Genomic DNA, 16593 nt, shown 5'->3' with positions numbered 1-16593 from the left:
CCAACAAGTTTTCCCGTGCCCCCAGGGCAAGACACAACCCATGATGAACTTCACCGCTGACCAACTTCCGTTCTCCAAGCTTCGCAGTACGAATGGGCTGCTTTTCCTCTCCGGGGAACTCCCGATTCCGGAAGCAGGACCAATGCCTGATGACATTGCGCTGCAAACCGATCTGACGCTTCATCGCATCGACGCTTCGCTCCGCAATGTCGGCCTGAGCCTCGCGAATGTGGTGCAGGTCACGGTCCACCTGGCGCGCGCGGAAGACTTTGCGGCGTTCAATGCAGCGTACCGCAAGCACTTTCAAGCGCCGTATCCTACACGCACGACCGTGGTCGCGCAGCTCTTGATTCCCGGAGCGCTCATCGAGATCACGGTGATCGCAGCCATCGAACTTGCAACTGAAGTCTCATCCGATGCCAGATGAAGTCGTGGTGTTGGGGGCCGGGATGGTCGGCACCTGCACGGCCCTCGAACTGACGCTGCGAGGGCATTCGGTCACGTTGGTCGATCGCTCGCCGATTGGTCGGGAGACGAGCTATGGCAATGCGGGTGTCATTCAGCGCGAGGCCGTCGAGCCCTACACGTTTCCGCGCGACCTGAAGGCGTTGATGCGGGCCGCCCTTGGACATGGGCTGGACATCAACTATCACTTCACCGGCTTGTTGGCCGCCCTGCCGCAATTGGTTCGCTATTGGAGGAACTCCGCCCCTTCGCAGCACCGCCGCATCAGCCGTGAGTATGCCGGTCTCATCGAACATGTTACCGATGAACATGGGCGCTACATCGCCCTTGCTCGAGCAGAGGATCTCGTACGGCGCAAGGGCCTTCGCTTGATGTACCGAACCGAAAGCGCGTTCGAGGATGCGGTCGCCCACTCTGAGCGCCTGAACCAGGAGTACGGCATCGCCTTTGACGCACTCGACAGCCATGACATGGCGTTAGCGGAGCCGTCGCTTCGAAGGTCCGTCGCCGGCGCGGTTCATTGGGTGCAGTCGTGGAGTGTGAGCGACCCGGGGGCGCTGGTCGAACGCTACGCCAAAGCATTCCAGCGACGGGGCGGCCATTTCTTGCGTGCCGATGCGATCGCGTTGCGGGAGCGTTCCGTCGGGTGGGAGGCTCGACTCGACGGGGGCATCCTGCACGCACGGCATGTGGTGGTCGCACTTGGGCCATGGTCCGATGCTTTGATCAGGCGCTTGGGTTACCGCCTACCACTGTTTGTCAAACGTGGCTACCACCGGCACTACGTCGGAGGTGACGGGGTGCTCGTTCCGACGTTGGACGCTGAGCGCGGCTACGTGATGTCCTCGCAGCGCCGGGGCCTGCGCATCACGACCGGCGCGGAGATCGCACGCATCGATGCGCAGCCGACCCCACGGCAACTTGCCGGCGCGGAAGCCGAGGCGCGCGAACTGTTGAGTCTGGGCATTCCCGTGGAAGACGAGCCTTGGATCGGCGCTCGGCCATGCTGCGCCGATATGAAGCCGGTCATCGGGCGGGCGCATCGACACCGGGGCTTGTGGTTCAACTTCGGGCACGGGCATCACGGATTCACGCTGGGACCTGCGGGGGCACGGCTTCTGGCTGACCTCATCGAGTCCAAGCAGCCATACACGGAAGCGAAGGCGTTTTCACCTTCGAGGTTCGCATGAACGAGGCGCTCAACGCTTTTTTTGACGTCGATGCGTCCGCATCGACTCGCACTTTGCTGGCATCTGGTTGGCAGATCGACGGCTAGGGGATTGATCAATGGATTTCAGTGAAAGCCGAAGACCCGGAAGCAGGGTAGTCGGGTTCTTTATCGTAGTCGGGCTGCATCTGCTCTTGGGCTGGGCGCTGATAAGCGGATTGGCGCGTCGGGTCGTGGAGGTCGTGAAAGCACCCGTGGAAGTCAGCATCCTGGAGGAGCCCAAGGCGCCGCCTCCCCCGCCACCACCTCCACCGCCGCCGCCAGAGTCACCCCGAAGGCCTCCGCCTCCCCGCAAAGTGGCGCCGCCTCCGCCAAGCTACATGCCTCCACCGGAGGTCAATGTCGCTCCGCCCGCAGACCCGCAGCCGTCGATCACGGCCAGCTCTGTACCGCCCCCGCCCGCGCCGGTGGTGATTGCGCCGCCGGCACCGCCTGCTGCGCCTCGAGCCTTGGGCACTCCTGCACGGATCGACGTGTCGTCTTGCGAGAAGCCTGAGTATCCGAGGTCGGCACTGCGTGCGGAAGTCACCGGGACCACACGCATCCGCTTCACGATCGATGCCTCGGGACGCGTGGCGAAAGCGGAGATAGATCGACCCTCAGGACCCACCCGAGAGCATCGATCGTTGGACGCGGCGGCGGTGGAGGTCTTGAGCAGATGCCCGTTCAAGCCCGGGACCGATACCGAGGGACAGCCAGTCGGTGGTGCAGTGGCCACTGTCGAGTACGTGTGGAAGCTCGAATAGTGCCTCGTCCGCCATCGTGCTAACCCGCCCCACATCCGCGTCCCAGGTCGCCCGAAAAGCGGCCACGCTCGATCCACGTGCCAGCGATGCACGTCCTGTCAAATTTTCTAATGGAGAAGCTCTCATGTCCTTCGTCAAATTCTTTCGCAGCGCCATGCTCGCTGTCATATCCGTCACCCTGCTTCTTGGCGCGCTGACTGCATCCGCCCAAAATGCGTCGACCCCGCCGGCGCCGGTGGCCAATGCGGCGCCCGCAGCGAACACCGATGCAAGCGCATCCTCATCGGCGAAGGGCGAAGGCCAGGGCAATGCTGCCGTTGCATCGTCTACGACCCACGCCGTCGAGAACCCCTACGGACTGAGCGCCCTCTGGGCTCAGGGTGACTTTGTCGCCAGAGGCACGCTGATCATCATGGTGATCATGAGCATCGGCAGTTGGTGCATCATCTTCGTCAAGCTGTACGAACAGCAAAAGCTGCTCAATGCCGCCAGTGCGGCCAGCAAGTCCTTCTGGAAGGCTGGCAGTGTGCAGGCTGGGGCGCAAACGCTGCGCAACGGAAGTGCCTTTCGCTATATCGCCGAACAGGGCTTGACCGCCAGCCAGCATCACGAGGGCACACTGGTCGAACAGATCGACCTGCACACATGGGTGACGATGAGCATCCAGCGCGCTGTGGAGAAGGTGCAAAGTAGGCTGCAGGACGGGCTCGCCTTTCTTGCGACTGTCGGTTCCACCGCGCCTTTTGTGGGACTTTTTGGAACTGTCTGGGGCATCTACAACGCGCTGACGGCAATCGGCGTGTCTGGCCAAGCTTCAATCGATAAGGTGGCAGGCCCCGTCGGGGAGGCGTTGATCATGACCGCCATTGGCTTGGCCGTCGCTGTGCCTGCGGTAATGGGGTACAACTGGCTGATCCGGCGCAACAAGAGTGCCATGGAGCGGGTGCGCAATTTCAGTGGCGATCTGCACAATGTGTTGATCGGAGCCAAGCGGTGAGCCTCGTCGTTCTCATACCCGCCTACCTTCTCCGAGCCCATGGAACGGTGGGCTTATCGTCGCCCACCGTCAATACGGAGTCCATCAAATGGGAATGAACCTCAGCGCCGACGGCGATGATGAGGCTTTGAACTCGAGCATTAACACGACCCCTTTGGTCGATGTGATGTTGGTACTTCTGATCATCTTCCTGATCACCATTCCGGTTGTGACTCAGTCGATCAAGCTTGAACTCCCCAAAGAGAGGAATGTCCCGACACAAACCAAACCAGAGAATATCGTGCTTGCGGTCAGCCGCAACGGTGAACTGTACTGGGGGATCGAGCGTATGCCCGACGTGGAGACCGTAGTCGCTCGACTGAAGACTATCGCAGTCAAGGAGCCGCAGCCCGAGGTGCACATCCGCGGCGACGCGGAAGTTCCTTACGAGGCGGTCGGGCGACTGGTGACGGCCTGCCGACGGGCAGGCATTCACAAGGTTGGATTCATCACCGAGCCGCCTGCGGGCAGCGCGAGTCGATAGGTAAACAAAATGGCAATGAGTGCAGGAAGCGGACACGACGATGAAGAGATCATCGTCGATATCAACACAACACCACTGATCGATGTCATGTTGGTTTTGTTGATCATGTTCATCATCACGATCCCTATCCAGACGCATGCTGTCAAGATGAATATGCCGATCCCCAGCAGCGACCCGAACCCGCCGATCGCTACGAAAGAGATCCGCATCGAGGTCGAGGCTGATGGAACGATCGGATGGAATGGGGAAGTCGTTGCAGGTCGACCGGACCTCGAGCGACGGCTGGCGACAGTTGCCGCGCAGCCCGAACAACCAGAGGTTCATTTGCGCCCCAGCAACAGTGTTCCCTATAAGCATGTGGCAGGCATCATGGCGAGCGCGCAGCGCCTCGGTGTGGTCAAGATCGGGATCGTCGGCAGCGAGCAGCTTGCGAACTGACAAGCAATGGGAAAGGTGCGAAACAGTCCCCCTCGCACCTGACTTGGTCTGGCCTCGCCTGGCGTTCACGCCTCTGGAAATCCGAAAGAGCGACCGGGAGCCTTTTTGTCAGCGGTGTGCGCTCTTGAGAGTCCCGGCCCATACTGTCGGCGATACTCACTCGGCGACATCTTGAGGACCCGCAAGAATGCCCGCCGCATGACTTCTTCTGCGGAGAAGCCGCAGCGTAAGGCAATGGCTTTGAAAGACATCGGCGTTGTCTCGATCTCATCGCAAGCCCGACTGAGACGGAGCTGCTCCAGCGCGCGTGCTGGGGTGATGCCAGTGGTCCGAAGGTAAAAGCGGCCAAAGGTTCTCGGGCTCATCGACAACCTGTCGGCCAGCCTGTCCACTGATAGGCGCTCGTGCAGGTTCTCGACCATCCAAGCATGCAGGGCGATGACACGGCTGTCTCCGGTTGCGCGTTCGGCAAGGTCGCTGCGAAACCGAAACGGTGTGGCGATGGGCTCCCAGGAAGCCCCAAGCTGCGCGGTCACGCTGATTGCGATTGGCTGTCCGAGGTCGTCTGCCACCATTTTCAGCGCAAGCTTCATTCCCGAAGAGGCCGCCACTGCATCCCATAGGCGACGCGCATCCGATGGGTCAGTTCTTTGATGCGCAGCATCTGCGACTGTGAAGCCAATGGTCCCGACCGATGCGATGCGATCGATCTGCGATCGATGTTCGAAAATCCACTCTCGCGCTCGTCTCGCATGCGTGGAGGAGCTACCCAGCATGTTCAAGGCTCCCCCACCGATCACCATTACCGTGTGGATGGCTTCTGACACGTCGGAAGGCAACTCACGTGCGTTCAAGAAGGCACAGCCAGCGCCTCGGACCGGCATTGGCGAAGAAACGAACGTGTGGATCTCGTAGAACGATCTCCCATGCCGCTCGGTGTGAGCCACGTTGGCGGCCTCGAAGACGTGTATCGCTGCCGCAACATCGAAAAGTTCGAATCCGTCAACAACGATCAGCCAGATTTGCGCCATTGAAAGAGTCTTGAGGTGATTGGCGCGCCGAGAAGTTCGGCCTCAACGCTCGTGTTGGATCCTAGATGCCCCTGATTCGAAATGACTGCAAATGTGCTGGCGTGGCGAAAAAGGTGGAATATTTGTCGGTGTGCCGAATAAGACATGTTCTTAGACTGTGTTGTGGCAGATTGGTTTTTCGTCTTCATGTTTTTCGGAAGTGCACGCCGATTGACGTAGACATTCGTTCAATGAAAGATCGACAGTGAAAAAATATCGCTACCTTTCCTCTTCGGAAAAACGACTCGGCGGCACACTGCGGCTTTCGAGGCTTCGGCTGAACGAGAGCTCCATTCGAACGAACGGCTTCTTTCTAGAAATCAACGATGCGCTGAGGCGAGCGATAGGGGCAGCTTCAAAGTTCGAAGTTGTTGCGCGGGGTGCGAGACGTCTGGGGTTTGAGCACTGCGCCTATGGCGGGAGGTTCTTCGACTCGTTCGCCCGCCCGAAGACGCTGATGCTCAATAACTATGCGCCGGCCTGGCAACAGCGCTATCGTGAACAGGACTACCTCGCGATCGATCCGACGGTGGCGCACGGAGTTCGCTCGCGAGCTTCGTTGGTCTGGCGTCGCGAAGTCTTCGAAGCCACGCCGCAGTTTTGGTCGGAAGCGCGTGAGGCAGGCTTGCGTGTGGGTTGGGCTCAATCTTCCTTTGATCCGGATGGCAGCATCGGAATGCTCACGCTGGCGCGGTCGCGAGAGGTGCTCTCGGCGGCAGAGCTCTTGGGGCGAGGAGCGCAGATGCAATGGTTGGCGGATGCCGCGCACTTTCACCTTTCCGAGGCGCTCTGGCCGGGCCAACATCGGGTGTATCCGGCGCTCACGGCTAGGGAGTTGGATGTTCTGCGATGGACGGCGGACGGGAAAACGTCAGAGGAGGTTGCCATTCTGCTGGGTGTTTCGTGTAATACAGTCAACTACCACGTCAAGAACGCAATCCGAAAACTGCATGTGACAAACAAGGCTGCGGCGGTTGCGCGTATGTTGCGTCTTCGGTTGCTGATGTGAGCTTGCGCGATGTCGTGACGATGTAGCCCGAGCGGCCGTTCGTTAGCCCGCGAGAGGTTGGCGTTGCAGGCAGACCACGAGCATCGAGTCAGCATTCAGAGAACGGATCGAAAGCATGAGCGACTGCGCATCGAGGGTTCGATTTCAATCCGACATGCGTATACGAAATGCTGGTTCAGGCGAACCGGTCTGCCCATGCGATGCGCGACGATTCCGGCGCGTCGAAGAATGCGCTCAACGCCGAGCGGCGAAACCGTGATCAGTTCGTCCGCTCCGCCAAAGGCCGCGAGCCGCATGACGACGTCCAGAAGTGCCAACGCGCGACAAGATGCGTCGCTTAGCGACTGGGTAGCTGCATTGGAAGCGTCGAGGTCGGTCACAGCGAATCTGGAAAGCTCCCATACTTTCGCGCTGCGCGGAGGCGGACGGCCGTCGAGCAGGTCCGGAAAAACGTCGCTCAAAAGGTAGGGCCGATCGGTCGGAAGAAGCCGCGCAACACCGCTCAACCGAGCGTCTCGTTCCCGAGCCATGACATACAGAGTGTCGTCACGGTCGAATTGATCGAGTTCGGTGACGCCGTCGTTTGCGAGCTTCCAGCCAAGTTTTTCGACAAATACGCGATAGCGGTAGTGCGCCATTGCGGCGAACGCGCTGGTCGACAAATTGCTGGCCGTGCCTGCGACGATGTGCATGGTTCGCTTTCGCTGGGTTGAGCAGATGGATTAGATGAAAGCGAACGCAATTTAGGAACTACCAGATTTGACGAGGACCATCGGCAGGGGCCACGGCTAGGCGACTGCTTGGCGAGCCCGAACACGTTGTCTGAGGATCTAGCTAGGAGAGAAAACTCCAGGACTTTTCGGCGCACGTGGCACCGGAAAGCCTTTCGCCGGGACTTTCACGATGCCGGGGCCTTCGAGGGAAATTGCGTCGCACGAAACCTGTGCCGGCGCACAGCGGGATGGTCCTTGCCTGGCGCGGCTCGGCGGTCGCTGCGCGCCGAGATCCGAGCCCTGTGATTTGCTTGCTATGCAAGCCTTGCTGACGATGGCGGAAGCGATAAGGATTGCGTCCAGGAAACACTTTTCATCGGACTCATGCAATCACCATCCTCGTTCTACGCGCTTGACGATCAGGCACCAGGCGCCAGCTCCGATCAAGCGCTCGTTACTCTGCAAGCACTTCACGTTCAGCTTGATGGTGTAGACGAGCGACTGCTCCAGGCACTTCGCCAGCGGTTGGACTGCTGCTGGCGCATCGGTCTTCACAAGCGCAAGCACGGTATGTCGCTTTTGGAGCCTCGGCGTATGGATTTCGTCCAGAGAAAGGCTGTGAGGTTTGGAGCCGACCACGGCATTCGCGGCGGCTTTATGCAAGCGCTCTATTCGCTGATCATCGATGAGGCATGTCGCCTCGAGCTTGAAGCCATGAAGACGCCATGCGACAGCGGATTGAGCTGACGTCGGTGCGGCGGCTGCGAGCGGCTGGATCAGATGCCTTGGTAGGACATTCCTCGTCACACAGTGATGGTGCAGGAAGCCGCTCTGCGATCGGGAATCCCCCAGGACTGCTGAGTGCCCGATGGGATAGGCAAAGCGGCAGGAACTTGCTCGATCTCCGTACAGCGGCTTGCCTGTCCCAGAAGCAGTTGGCCGGAATCTCCGGCGTGTCGTGCGCGATGATCTCTCATCTAGAACTTGGTCAGATCCAACCGCGGCCGGACGTTCTTGAGCGAATCGCATGCGCGATCGATTTGGCGGTTACGGTTCGTTTCTGCTCCCTATGAGAGGTTGTTGGTGGGCGAGGGCAGTTTCGGAGGGACGGTGGAAAGGTGCATCATGAGGTGTCTTCCAAGCCAGATTCTTGCTTGGGACAATAGTTAGAATGAGCCAGGATAGAGCGCCCGATATCGCAGGCCTTGCATGCGTTGTCCGGCACCGGCAAGGCACGCTGGGACGCTACTATCGTCCCGTCTGCGAGATCCCACATGAAAACCCACCGTCAACGCTTGCAGCGCGCGCACTTCGCGTTCATGCGGGCGTTGATTCAGGGGCTCGATGCGCGAGCGAGCTGGGATCGGTATCTGCGGCTCGAGGGGGAATCGGCAGACATGCGCAACGTAAGGCGCACGATCGGCTGGATGCGCGATGCCTTCGCAGCCGCTGCGCGGCGGGAGCGTCGCCCCGGCACAGCGCGGCTGATCCTGCTGGACCCTGAACGCTTCTCAGGCTCGCCCAAGCTGCCGACGCTGGAGGATTTCGCGCGCGAGCAAGGTTTGGAAGACTTTTCCCATGCCGAGCAGATCGAGGCTTACGAGGCTGCGCATCCGGGCGCGGGTTCCAGCGATGGTGCTGGGCAAGGCGCCGCGAGTTCTCGTCGCGCGCGGGTGGTGCAACGCCAGCTTGAAGCGCTGCGCTGGCTCGAAGACCTGACGGCTGAAGATCCTCGAGCTGACGATCCCGTATCCGCTTGGCTGAATCCCTTGCTGGCTGGCCGATTGGAGCGTAGTGGTTTGAGTACGCTGCGGGAGTTGGTGGAGCACGTCAATCAGAGCGGTTCGCGTTGGTGGGTCAGGGTGCCCGGGATCGGTGCGCACAAGGCGGCTCGAGTGGTCGAGTGGCTTCAAGCGACTGAGCAAGCACTCGGTCTGCGCGTGGGGCGACACGCGCTACGAAAGCGCTCACAACTTGCATTCGATGAGCTCCAAGCGGTGGTGCAGCCCGCGTTGGAGCTTCGGCCTCTTGAGAAGCTGATGCTCCCGCCTTCTCTGGACGGCAGCAGTGGAGCTTTTCGGTGTGCTCCATCGATTGAAAGCAAGTCGTCTTCGAACAACGATGTCGAGGCTGTTCTCGAATGGCTTCACAGCCGGGGTGCTCCATCGGGTTGGGAGTTCTCGTCGATGCCAGCGGTGCTCACGGCCACTCAGCGGTCCTATCGCAAGGAAGCCGAACGTCTGCTTCTGTGGGCTACCCTCGAGCGGGGCAAGCCTCTGTCGTCGCTCACAGCAGATGACGTCAGTGCTTACGCGGATTTCATCGTCTCACCGCCCGCCGCATGGTGCGGTCCGCGTCACCATCAACGCTGGTCGCCGATGTGGCGACCTTTTGAGGGTGCGCTCTCTCCATCAGCACAGCGCCAGGCGCTAGTGATCCTGCGAGGACTTTTTTCGCATCTTGTGCATCGGGGGTATCTTACGTGCAGCCCCTTTGTGAGCCACGCTTTGCCTGTGATTGCTCCGTTGACAGTGCAGCCTGATCACGCAGATCCAATACAGTGGGATCTCCTAGATCGGCAGTTGGGACTACAGAGCGACGACGAGGCGGCGCGTCGGCTGCGTCGGGCGCTGCGATGGATCCGCGCCACCGGTTTGCGAATTGGTGAAGTGGTTGCGCTGCGTTGCGAACACCTTGTTCCGCCTAGTCTCGAAGAAGCTGCCGACGCCGATACGGCGTGGCTACTCGAGGTCAAGGATGCGGAAGGCGTGACCAAGCGACTGCCGATTGCGGCCGCGCATGTACGCGAGCTGGAGGAGGAACTGGCGCGCCATGGACTCGAGCCACGTGTGGACGCGCAAAGCAATCGCGGCGTTGCGGTACTTGCGCGCTTCGATGCGGGGGGGGCTCAGACCCGCTCCTGGTCGGCTTCGGGATTGCACAAGGCGATGAAGCGTTTCCTGCTCGAGGCGGCACAGGGACTGGACGAGTTGCAGGCATCGCGGGTTCGACGTCTCAATACGCACGATCTACGCCGTGTCGCGCGGCGCGCGACGCCTGGATCAGCCTCGGCATGAATCGCGCAGGGAGCGCATTCGACTACGTGTGAGGTCATCGACAACCCAGGCGGCGCGTCGCATGATGGCCGACGTCGGCCGGCCAGTTGGGCCCCGGCACCCCTCCCGGATTCGAAAGCCTCCCCATGCCCACAGCAGAGACCCTCGAGAAATTCATCGCCCGCGTGGAGTCCAACTTCCACGCCGAAGCCCTCGCCGAGTTCTATACCGAGAACTCGTCCATGCAGGAGAACCAGTCGCCCCCGCGCGTGGGCCTGGCCGCCAACATCGCGCGCGAGCGCGCCACGCTAGCCCGCGCCTCCGCGGTTCGCTCGCAGTGCGTGCGGCCGGCCTTCGTGCAGGGCGACCATGTCGCGATCCGCTGGCTCTTCGAGTTCGACTGGCTCGACGGCAGCAGCAGCCGCATCGAGGAGATCGCCTGGCAACGCTGGTCGGGCGAGCGCATCGCGTCCGAGCAGTTCTTCTACGACCCCGCGCAGATGGCGCCGAAGAAGCCCGCGCCATGAGCGAGCCCAAGCAACTGGCCCATGCACGCGCGGTGCTTCAGGCCCAGCCCTTCAGCGTGCTGCTGGGCACCGAGATCCTGGCCTTCAGCCCCGTGCTCACCGAACTGCGCCTCGCGCTGCGGCCCGAGCTCAAGCAGCAGCACGGCTTCGCCCATGGTGGCGTGCTCAGCTACCTGGCCGACAACGCGCTGACTTTCGCGGGCGGCAGCGCGCTGTCCGATGCGGTCGTCACCGCCGAGTACAAGATCAACTATCTGCGCCCCGCGCAGGGCGACACGCTGCTCGCGCGCGCCCGCGTGCTGCACGGCGGCAAGCGGCAGGCCGTCTGTGCCTGCGAGATCTTCGCGCTCGATGCCGACGGCGGCGAGAAGCTGGTGGCCGTCGCGCAAGGCACGATCTCCGCGATGGGCGAGCGGCCGGCCACGTGAGCATCGCGCTGATCCTGCGTCGCACGCGCCTCGAGCATGGCATCAGCCAGCTTGAACTGGCGGGGCGCCTCGACGTCTCGCAGCGGCACGTCAGCTTTCTCGAGTCGGGCCGCGCGCTGCCGAGCCGCGGCCTGATCCTCGCGTGGATGGCCGAGCTGGGCGTGCCGGTGTCGGTGCGCAACGCCGCATTGCTGCAATGCGGCTTCGCGTTGCCGCAGCCCGACGAGGACACGCAGGGCGCCGAAGCCAGCCTCGTGCGCGAGGCCGTGCGCCGCACGCTCGAGGCACACCTGCCGCATCCGGGCCTGGCCTTCGATGCCGACTGGAAAACGGTGGAGCAGAACCGCGGCGCGCGCTGGCTGTCGTCGGTCGTGATGCCCGGGCTCTGGCGCACGGCCGGCGGCGGCGGCATGGGCCTGGACATTATCACGGCCATCGGCCACCCACAGGGCCTGCTGTCGCGTGCCCGTGATCCCGAGGCCACGGCCGCCGCGCTGCTCACGCAGCTGCGCGCCGAAACCTGGAGCCGCCCCGCGCTCGCCGCGCGCGTCGAATGGCTTGCGCGTGCGCTCGAGCGCCGCTACCCGGGCCGCATGCCCGAGCGCGGCCGCGCGGTCGGCGTGCCTTACTTCAGCTTCGTCTTCGACACCGAGTTCGGCGCGCTGTCCTTCGAGGTCATGCAGAGCGTGTTCGCGCTGCCGCAGGACGTGACGCCGGCCTCGCTGCGGGTCGAAATGTGGTTCCCGCGCGATCGCGCCACCTCCGAGGCGATGGCGCGTCACGTGCCCTTGGCGCCCGCGCTTCAGGTGCCGTAGAGCACGAACGGCGCCCAGTAGGCGGGCTTGCGCAAGCGTTCGCCGTACTCGCCCTCGGCGAAGGCGCGCTTGGTTTCCGCCAGCGCGCGCTCCACCGGCAGCCTGCGCTCGATGCGCGCGAAGAAGGCCTCCATGAAGCGCGCCGTGCTCTCGTCGCTGACCGGCCACAGCGTCATCACCGTGTTGACGTTGCCCGCCACGTACAGCGCATAGGGCAGCCCCATCACGCCGTCGCCCGCCACCACCTTGCCGATGCCGGTCTCGCAGGCCGACATCACGACCAGGTCGCTGCGCAAGGTGTAGCCCGGCCATTCCGCGGCCGTGACATAGCCGTCCACCGACGGCGGGTTGTCGACCTGGCCCAGCACCAGCGCGCTCAGCGCCGGCACGCTCGGGCTCAGGTAGCCGTGCACCGAGAACAGCAGGTGCCGGTATTTGGCGAGCTCGCCGCCGCGGTCGAGCCGCTGCAGGTTCTGCTCGGTCGCGTCGGTGCCGCTGATCAGGTCGACCTGGCGATGCCGGAACACGCGCGCGATGCTCTCGAGTTCGCGCTGCGTGCCGGGCAAGTTCTCCCAGCTGTTCTCGCGCAGTTCCTCGACTGCCGCGCCGATGCCTTCCTCGCTCTCGGCCGAGGCGCGGGCCGACAGCAGCGCATCGTCGCCGGCGGCCGCGCCGCGTTTGCCCGATGGCTGCGCCGCGCCAGCCTGGCCTTCGTACACCGGATTGCCGATCGCCAGCATGGCCTTGCGCGGTGGCAGGCGGCCGTAACTGGCCGAGCGGCGCTGCAGCAGTTCCATCATCGAGAGCGATTGCACATAGCCCACGCTGTGCCGCTGTGCGAGCAGCTCGCCGTCGACCGGCAGCGCCTCGAACGGCAGCATCGCGAGCGCGCCATCGGGCGAAACGATCAGCCGCCGCCGCGCGCCGATGCTCGCCTGCAGCGGCGCGATGAGCCGCTTCGACAGCCATTGCCCGATCGGCGCCGCATCGCTCACGCGTTGAGCGCCTTCCTGAGGCGGCTGCGCGGCCGGTGCCACGCGATAGCGCTCGGGCCCGAGCTGCCACACCGCCTGCCCTTCGCCGAGCGCATCGCCCACGAGTCGCCGGTAGGCATCGATGCTGTCGGCCAGGCCGGGCAGCGGTGCGAGCTCGGCAGCCTGCAGCAGCCCGCTGCCATCGACCACGAAGGCCATCACGCGATCGCCATCGAGCAGGTAGCTCACGAACACGCTGTCGGCCGCCAGCAGGCGCTTCGCATCGGCCAGCGAGGCAAAGTGCGGCTGCGACAGCTGCGCGTACTTCGGATGCTGCGCGCGCAGCCGCCGCTGCAGGTCGGCATAGGACAGCACCACGCGGTTGCGCTCGGCCTCCAGCGTCTGACGCCGGTCGACCTGCGCGCCGGTCTCGTCGAGGCTGCGGTCGATGCGCGCCAGCTCGGCCTCGTGCCGATCGACCGCCTCCTGCTCCTTCGCGGGCAGCAGTCGGCCGCGGTTGGCCTGCTGCAGCGCCGTGCTCTCGATCAGCGTGCGCGCCTTCGACAGCTCAGCGATCTCGAAGGCCCGCGCGTTCTCGCCGTCGCGCACGCTGGCCAGCGCGTGGTGGCGATAGCCCTCCACATAGCGTTCGAACAGCGCACGCCGGCTCTTCACGCTCAGGCCATGCTGTGCGCGCAGCGACTCCACGTGGCGCTGGAACCGCAGCATCAGCGGCTTCACCGTGTCGAGCCGGTCGGCCGCCAGCGCGGCGCCCATGCGCTCGATCAGCGACAGCAGCGTCTCGGGATGCGCGTCGCCGAGCAGCGCGCGCCGGCCCTCGTGCGCGCGCTCGAACAGCGCGAGCGCCTCGTTCGCATCGCCGGCCGACAACACCGAGCGACCCAGGCTGTGGACCGCGGCCAGCGTCAACGGATGCTGCTCGCCCATCAGCGCGACGCGGATGTCGAGCGCCTCGCGCGAGCGCTGCGCCGCTTCTTCGTGCCGGCCCTGCGCCTCGAGCACGCTCGCATAGACGTTGAGCGCATAGAGCGTGTCGGGATGGCCCGCGCCGCGCGCGGTCGCGAGCTGCGTCCAGGCCATGCGCGCCTTGTCGTGCGCGGCGCCGAGCCGGCCCATGCGGCGCAGCTCGATGGCCTCGGCGCTCGCGGCTCGCGCGCTGCGCGGATCGGCGTCGCCATGGGCGGCGGCCGTGAGTTCGTGCACGCGCTGCGCATAGGCCAGGGCCTCGCGGTGGCGGTACAGCGCCGAGTAGGTGGCCGACAGGCTGGCCAGCGAGCTCAGCGTGTCGGGTGCCTGCGCGCCCAGCACGCGGCGACGCGCTTCGTAGACCTGCTCGTGCAGCTTCAGCGCCTCGGCGAAACGGCCGAGGTCGCTGAGGTTCACCGCCACCGCATTGCGCATGCGCAGGGTTGTCGGATCGTCGGCGCCCCATTGCGCCTGCGCGGCCGCGGCCAGTTCCTCGCCGATCGCCAGCGCCTCGCCATAGCGGCCCGATTCGCCGAGCGTGCCCGCGAGATTGTGGCGCGCGACCAGCGTGTTGCGCGCGGCCGGGCCGGCCGACTTCAAGGTGAGGCGGTAAATCTCTTCCTGCAGCGCGAGCGCCTCGCGGCAGCGGCCGACCTTGCACAACTGCAGCGCGAGTGCGTTGCGGCCCGACAGCGCCGCATTGGCCTCGCGGCCCCAGAAGGCATCGCGCCAGGCCGCGCGCTGTTCGAGCCAGGCCAGCAGCGCGGCATCGTCGGCGCGCGCATCGCTGGTGTCGGCGAGCCGGCCGAGGATCAGGTCCTTCGCGAGGAAGGCCTCCATCGACAGCGAAGCGGCTTGCTCGCGCGGCAATTGCTGCAGCGCGCGGCGAAGCCGTTCGTCGCTGTCGCGAAAGCGGCCGGCTTTGTCGAACGCGTCGGATTCGCGGACGAGGCCGCCGACTTCCGTATAGGCCGGGCCCAGCGGCGGAAACGGCGGCGCGGCCGCAGTGGCCAGCGGCAGCAGGAGCAGTGAAAGCAGGAGGCGGTGGAGCGACTTGGGCAATGGCATCTTTCGCGCGGTGGATGCCCCGAAGCTAAGGGCGCCGGCGCCGCTGCACGACTACGAGCTTTCGTAGCGCGCGGCCCGCGGCGATGGCGCGAGACTTTCGTCTTCGGCAATGGCGAATGGCGAGGCAATCGATGTTTAGAGGAAAGTTCACACCCCTGGTCTTCCTGCTCTGCGGCGCGGCGTACTGCCAGGCCGCCTCCAGCCTCGAGCTGATCACCGATGCCGAGGCGAAGCTGCCTTCGGCCTATCTCGAGAACAAGCGCGCCGGTCTCACGCGCGGGCCCGGCATCGAGGTCGCGAGCCCGAGCACCGAGGCCGGCCGCGAGGCGGTCGCGCTGAGGATCGGCTTCAAGCCGCGCGGCGGCGTCGTGATCGATCCGAAGACGGTGAAGGTGCAGTACATGAAGGAACCGGTGGTCGATCTCACCGAGCGCGTGCGGCCCTACATCAGCGACACCGGCATCGCGATCGATGCCGCGCGCGTGCCAGCGGGCGAACACCAGCTGCGCGTGCAGGTCGGCGATGCCGAGGGGCGCGTCAGCAGCAAGTTGATCCAGTTCAAGGCGCAGTAGGCCGCATGGGCGTTGCTGCCACCTCGCCGGACGCATCGGATACGCCGCGCACCGTCGCCTGTCCCTACTGTGCCGAGCCCATCGCCGAGCAGGCGCTGGCATGCCGGCATTGCGGGCGCGACCTGTTCTTCTTCGCGCCGCTGCGGCGCGAGCTCGAGGCGCTGTCGCGGCGGGTCGCGGAACTCGAGGGTGCGCTGAGCGCATCGCGCAGCGCCGCTGCCGCTGCCGCTGCCGCTGCCGCTGCCGCTGCCGCGCCGGCCGCGCCGGTGCTCCCGGCACCGGAAGCGGCCGAGCCCGCGATCCCGCCAACCCCGGCACAACCCCAGCGCCCCGGCATCGGCTCGGTGCTGCTGTTCCTCGTGCTGCCCGTGCTGTGCCTGGTCGCGATGCATGCCGTGACCATCGTGCTGCTCGACCTCAACGAGCTGTACCTGCGCGTGGCGTCCGTGATCCTGCCGCTGGGCCTGGGCATGCTGTTCGTCGCGCTGTTCAGGGTGCGGCTGCCCTACCAGCTGCTGATGGCCGTGGCCATCGCCGTGCTGTCGGTGCTCGGCATGGCGGCCGTCATCGCCTATGCCGACGACGTGCCGCTGATGCCGCGGGGCGCGCGCGAATGGCGCGAGATCCTCTATTACGTGACGAGCATCGCGTTCAGCCACATCACCGGCATCTTCACCGGCCTGCTGGTGTTCCATCGCCGCAACCGCGGCATCGACCGGCTCTCGCACCGCCTCGCGAGCGCGCTCACCGACGGTTCGCCGGCGCCAGGCAAGGCGCAGCGGCTGCGCCAGTACACCGAGCGCATCCGCGACTTCATCACGCTGGTCACGCCGATCGTGACGGCGATCGTGTCGGTGGTCACCGGCGTCGTGACCTTGCTCAAGAAGTAACGAAGCACCGGCCGACCATGGCCAATGTCCTGCATGCGCTGTCGCCGAAGGATGGCGTGCCGCGCCCTGGCCGCTGGCGAGGCTGAT

Annotated in this window: 18 protein-coding genes; 15 read left to right on the top strand and 3 right to left on the bottom strand. The window is 64.5% G+C overall.

The window, feature by feature from the left end; genetic code table 11:
• Nucleotides 1-43: 43 nt before the first annotated feature.
• The 6 genes from INQ48_34640 (at nt 44) to INQ48_34615 (ending at nt 4397) form a co-directional block, all read left to right on the top strand.
• Complete coding sequence (locus INQ48_34640) at nt 44-427, top strand: RidA family protein (protein QRF63076.1); 384 nt, start codon at nt 44-46, stop codon at nt 425-427.
• Nucleotides 417-1655 (top strand): FAD-binding oxidoreductase, encoded by a 1239-nt coding sequence (locus INQ48_34635; GenBank protein ID QRF62660.1) that lies wholly within the window; start codon nt 417-419, stop codon nt 1653-1655. Before INQ48_34640 ends, INQ48_34635 begins: the two co-directional genes overlap by 11 nt.
• A gap of 97 nt (nt 1656-1752) precedes the next feature.
• The gene (locus INQ48_34630) at nt 1753-2439 is read left to right on the top strand and encodes an energy transducer TonB (GenBank protein QRF62659.1); all 687 of its coding nucleotides are present in this window, start codon (nt 1753-1755) and stop codon (nt 2437-2439) included.
• A 124-nt stretch (nt 2440-2563) separates the two neighbouring features.
• Nucleotides 2564-3436, top strand: coding sequence for a MotA/TolQ/ExbB proton channel family protein (locus tag INQ48_34625; GenBank protein QRF62658.1), 873 nt, complete (start codon nt 2564-2566; stop codon nt 3434-3436).
• An 88-nt stretch (nt 3437-3524) separates the two neighbouring features.
• Complete coding sequence (locus INQ48_34620; GenBank protein ID QRF62657.1) at nt 3525-3959, top strand: biopolymer transporter ExbD; 435 nt, start codon at nt 3525-3527, stop codon at nt 3957-3959.
• Between the two features lie 9 nt (nt 3960-3968).
• Nucleotides 3969-4397: a biopolymer transporter ExbD gene (locus INQ48_34615; GenBank protein QRF62656.1), complete on the top strand. Its 429-nt coding sequence runs from the start codon at nt 3969-3971 to the stop codon at nt 4395-4397.
• Between the two features lie 65 nt (nt 4398-4462).
• Here INQ48_34615 and INQ48_34610 read toward each other — a convergent pair whose 3' ends face one another.
• Nucleotides 4463-5428: a helix-turn-helix domain-containing protein gene (locus INQ48_34610; GenBank protein QRF62655.1), complete on the bottom strand. Its 966-nt coding sequence runs from the start codon at nt 5426-5428 to the stop codon at nt 4463-4465.
• Between the two features lie 244 nt (nt 5429-5672).
• Here INQ48_34610 and INQ48_34605 point away from each other — a divergent pair, with 244 nt between their 5' ends.
• On the top strand, nt 5673-6476 hold the full coding sequence (locus INQ48_34605) for a LuxR family transcriptional regulator (protein QRF62654.1): 804 nt from the start codon (nt 5673-5675) through the stop codon (nt 6474-6476).
• A gap of 95 nt (nt 6477-6571) precedes the next feature.
• On the opposite strand, the gene INQ48_34600 is transcribed toward INQ48_34605, so the two are convergent.
• Nucleotides 6572-7168, bottom strand: a complete 597-nt coding sequence (locus tag INQ48_34600) for a GNAT family N-acetyltransferase (protein QRF62653.1) — start codon at nt 7166-7168, stop codon at nt 6572-6574.
• Nucleotides 7169-7573: 405 nt separating this feature from the next.
• Between INQ48_34600 and INQ48_34595 the strand changes: the two genes are divergently transcribed.
• The 6 genes from INQ48_34595 (at nt 7574) to INQ48_34570 (ending at nt 12015) form a co-directional block, all read left to right on the top strand.
• The gene (locus tag INQ48_34595; protein ID QRF62652.1) at nt 7574-7936 is read left to right on the top strand and encodes a chorismate mutase; all 363 of its coding nucleotides are present in this window, start codon (nt 7574-7576) and stop codon (nt 7934-7936) included.
• Between the two features lie 146 nt (nt 7937-8082).
• Nucleotides 8083-8262: a helix-turn-helix transcriptional regulator gene (locus INQ48_34590; protein QRF62651.1), complete on the top strand. Its 180-nt coding sequence runs from the start codon at nt 8083-8085 to the stop codon at nt 8260-8262.
• 201 nt (nt 8263-8463) lie between these two features.
• Nucleotides 8464-10266: an integrase gene (locus INQ48_34585; GenBank protein ID QRF62650.1), complete on the top strand. Its 1803-nt coding sequence runs from the start codon at nt 8464-8466 to the stop codon at nt 10264-10266.
• Between the two features lie 125 nt (nt 10267-10391).
• Complete coding sequence (locus INQ48_34580) at nt 10392-10772, top strand: nuclear transport factor 2 family protein (GenBank protein ID QRF62649.1); 381 nt, start codon at nt 10392-10394, stop codon at nt 10770-10772.
• Nucleotides 10769-11200, top strand: a complete 432-nt coding sequence (locus INQ48_34575) for a PaaI family thioesterase (protein QRF62648.1) — start codon at nt 10769-10771, stop codon at nt 11198-11200. The genes INQ48_34580 and INQ48_34575 overlap by 4 nt, the downstream gene beginning before the upstream one ends.
• A complete protein-coding gene (locus INQ48_34570) occupies nt 11197-12015 on the top strand; it encodes a helix-turn-helix domain-containing protein (GenBank protein ID QRF62647.1) in 819 nt (272 codons plus the stop codon). Before INQ48_34575 ends, INQ48_34570 begins: the two co-directional genes overlap by 4 nt.
• Here the strand turns inward: INQ48_34570 and INQ48_34565 are convergent.
• Nucleotides 12003-15044 carry a CHAT domain-containing protein gene (locus INQ48_34565; GenBank protein ID QRF62646.1) on the bottom strand — a complete coding sequence of 1014 codons (3042 nt, stop codon included), beginning with the start codon at nt 15042-15044 and terminating at the stop codon, nt 12003-12005. The two genes, INQ48_34570 and INQ48_34565, sit on opposite strands and share 13 nt — an antisense overlap.
• A gap of 131 nt (nt 15045-15175) precedes the next feature.
• Between INQ48_34565 and INQ48_34560 the strand changes: the two genes are divergently transcribed.
• Both INQ48_34560 and INQ48_34555 read left to right on the top strand, forming a co-directional pair.
• Entirely contained in the window at nt 15176-15616 is a 441-nt protein-coding gene (locus tag INQ48_34560) for a hypothetical protein (GenBank protein ID QRF62645.1), read from the top strand.
• Nucleotides 15617-15621: 5 nt separating this feature from the next.
• Nucleotides 15622-16506, top strand: coding sequence for a zinc ribbon domain-containing protein (locus tag INQ48_34555; protein QRF62644.1), 885 nt, complete (start codon nt 15622-15624; stop codon nt 16504-16506).
• Nucleotides 16507-16593: the final 87 nt, after the last annotated feature.

It is taken from the genome of Variovorax paradoxus (assembly GCA_016806145.1).
Taxonomy (GTDB): domain Bacteria; phylum Pseudomonadota; class Gammaproteobacteria; order Burkholderiales; family Burkholderiaceae_C; genus Variovorax.
The sequence above is the reverse complement of the archived record's forward strand: the minus strand, read 5'-3'. Positions and strand labels throughout refer to the sequence as shown.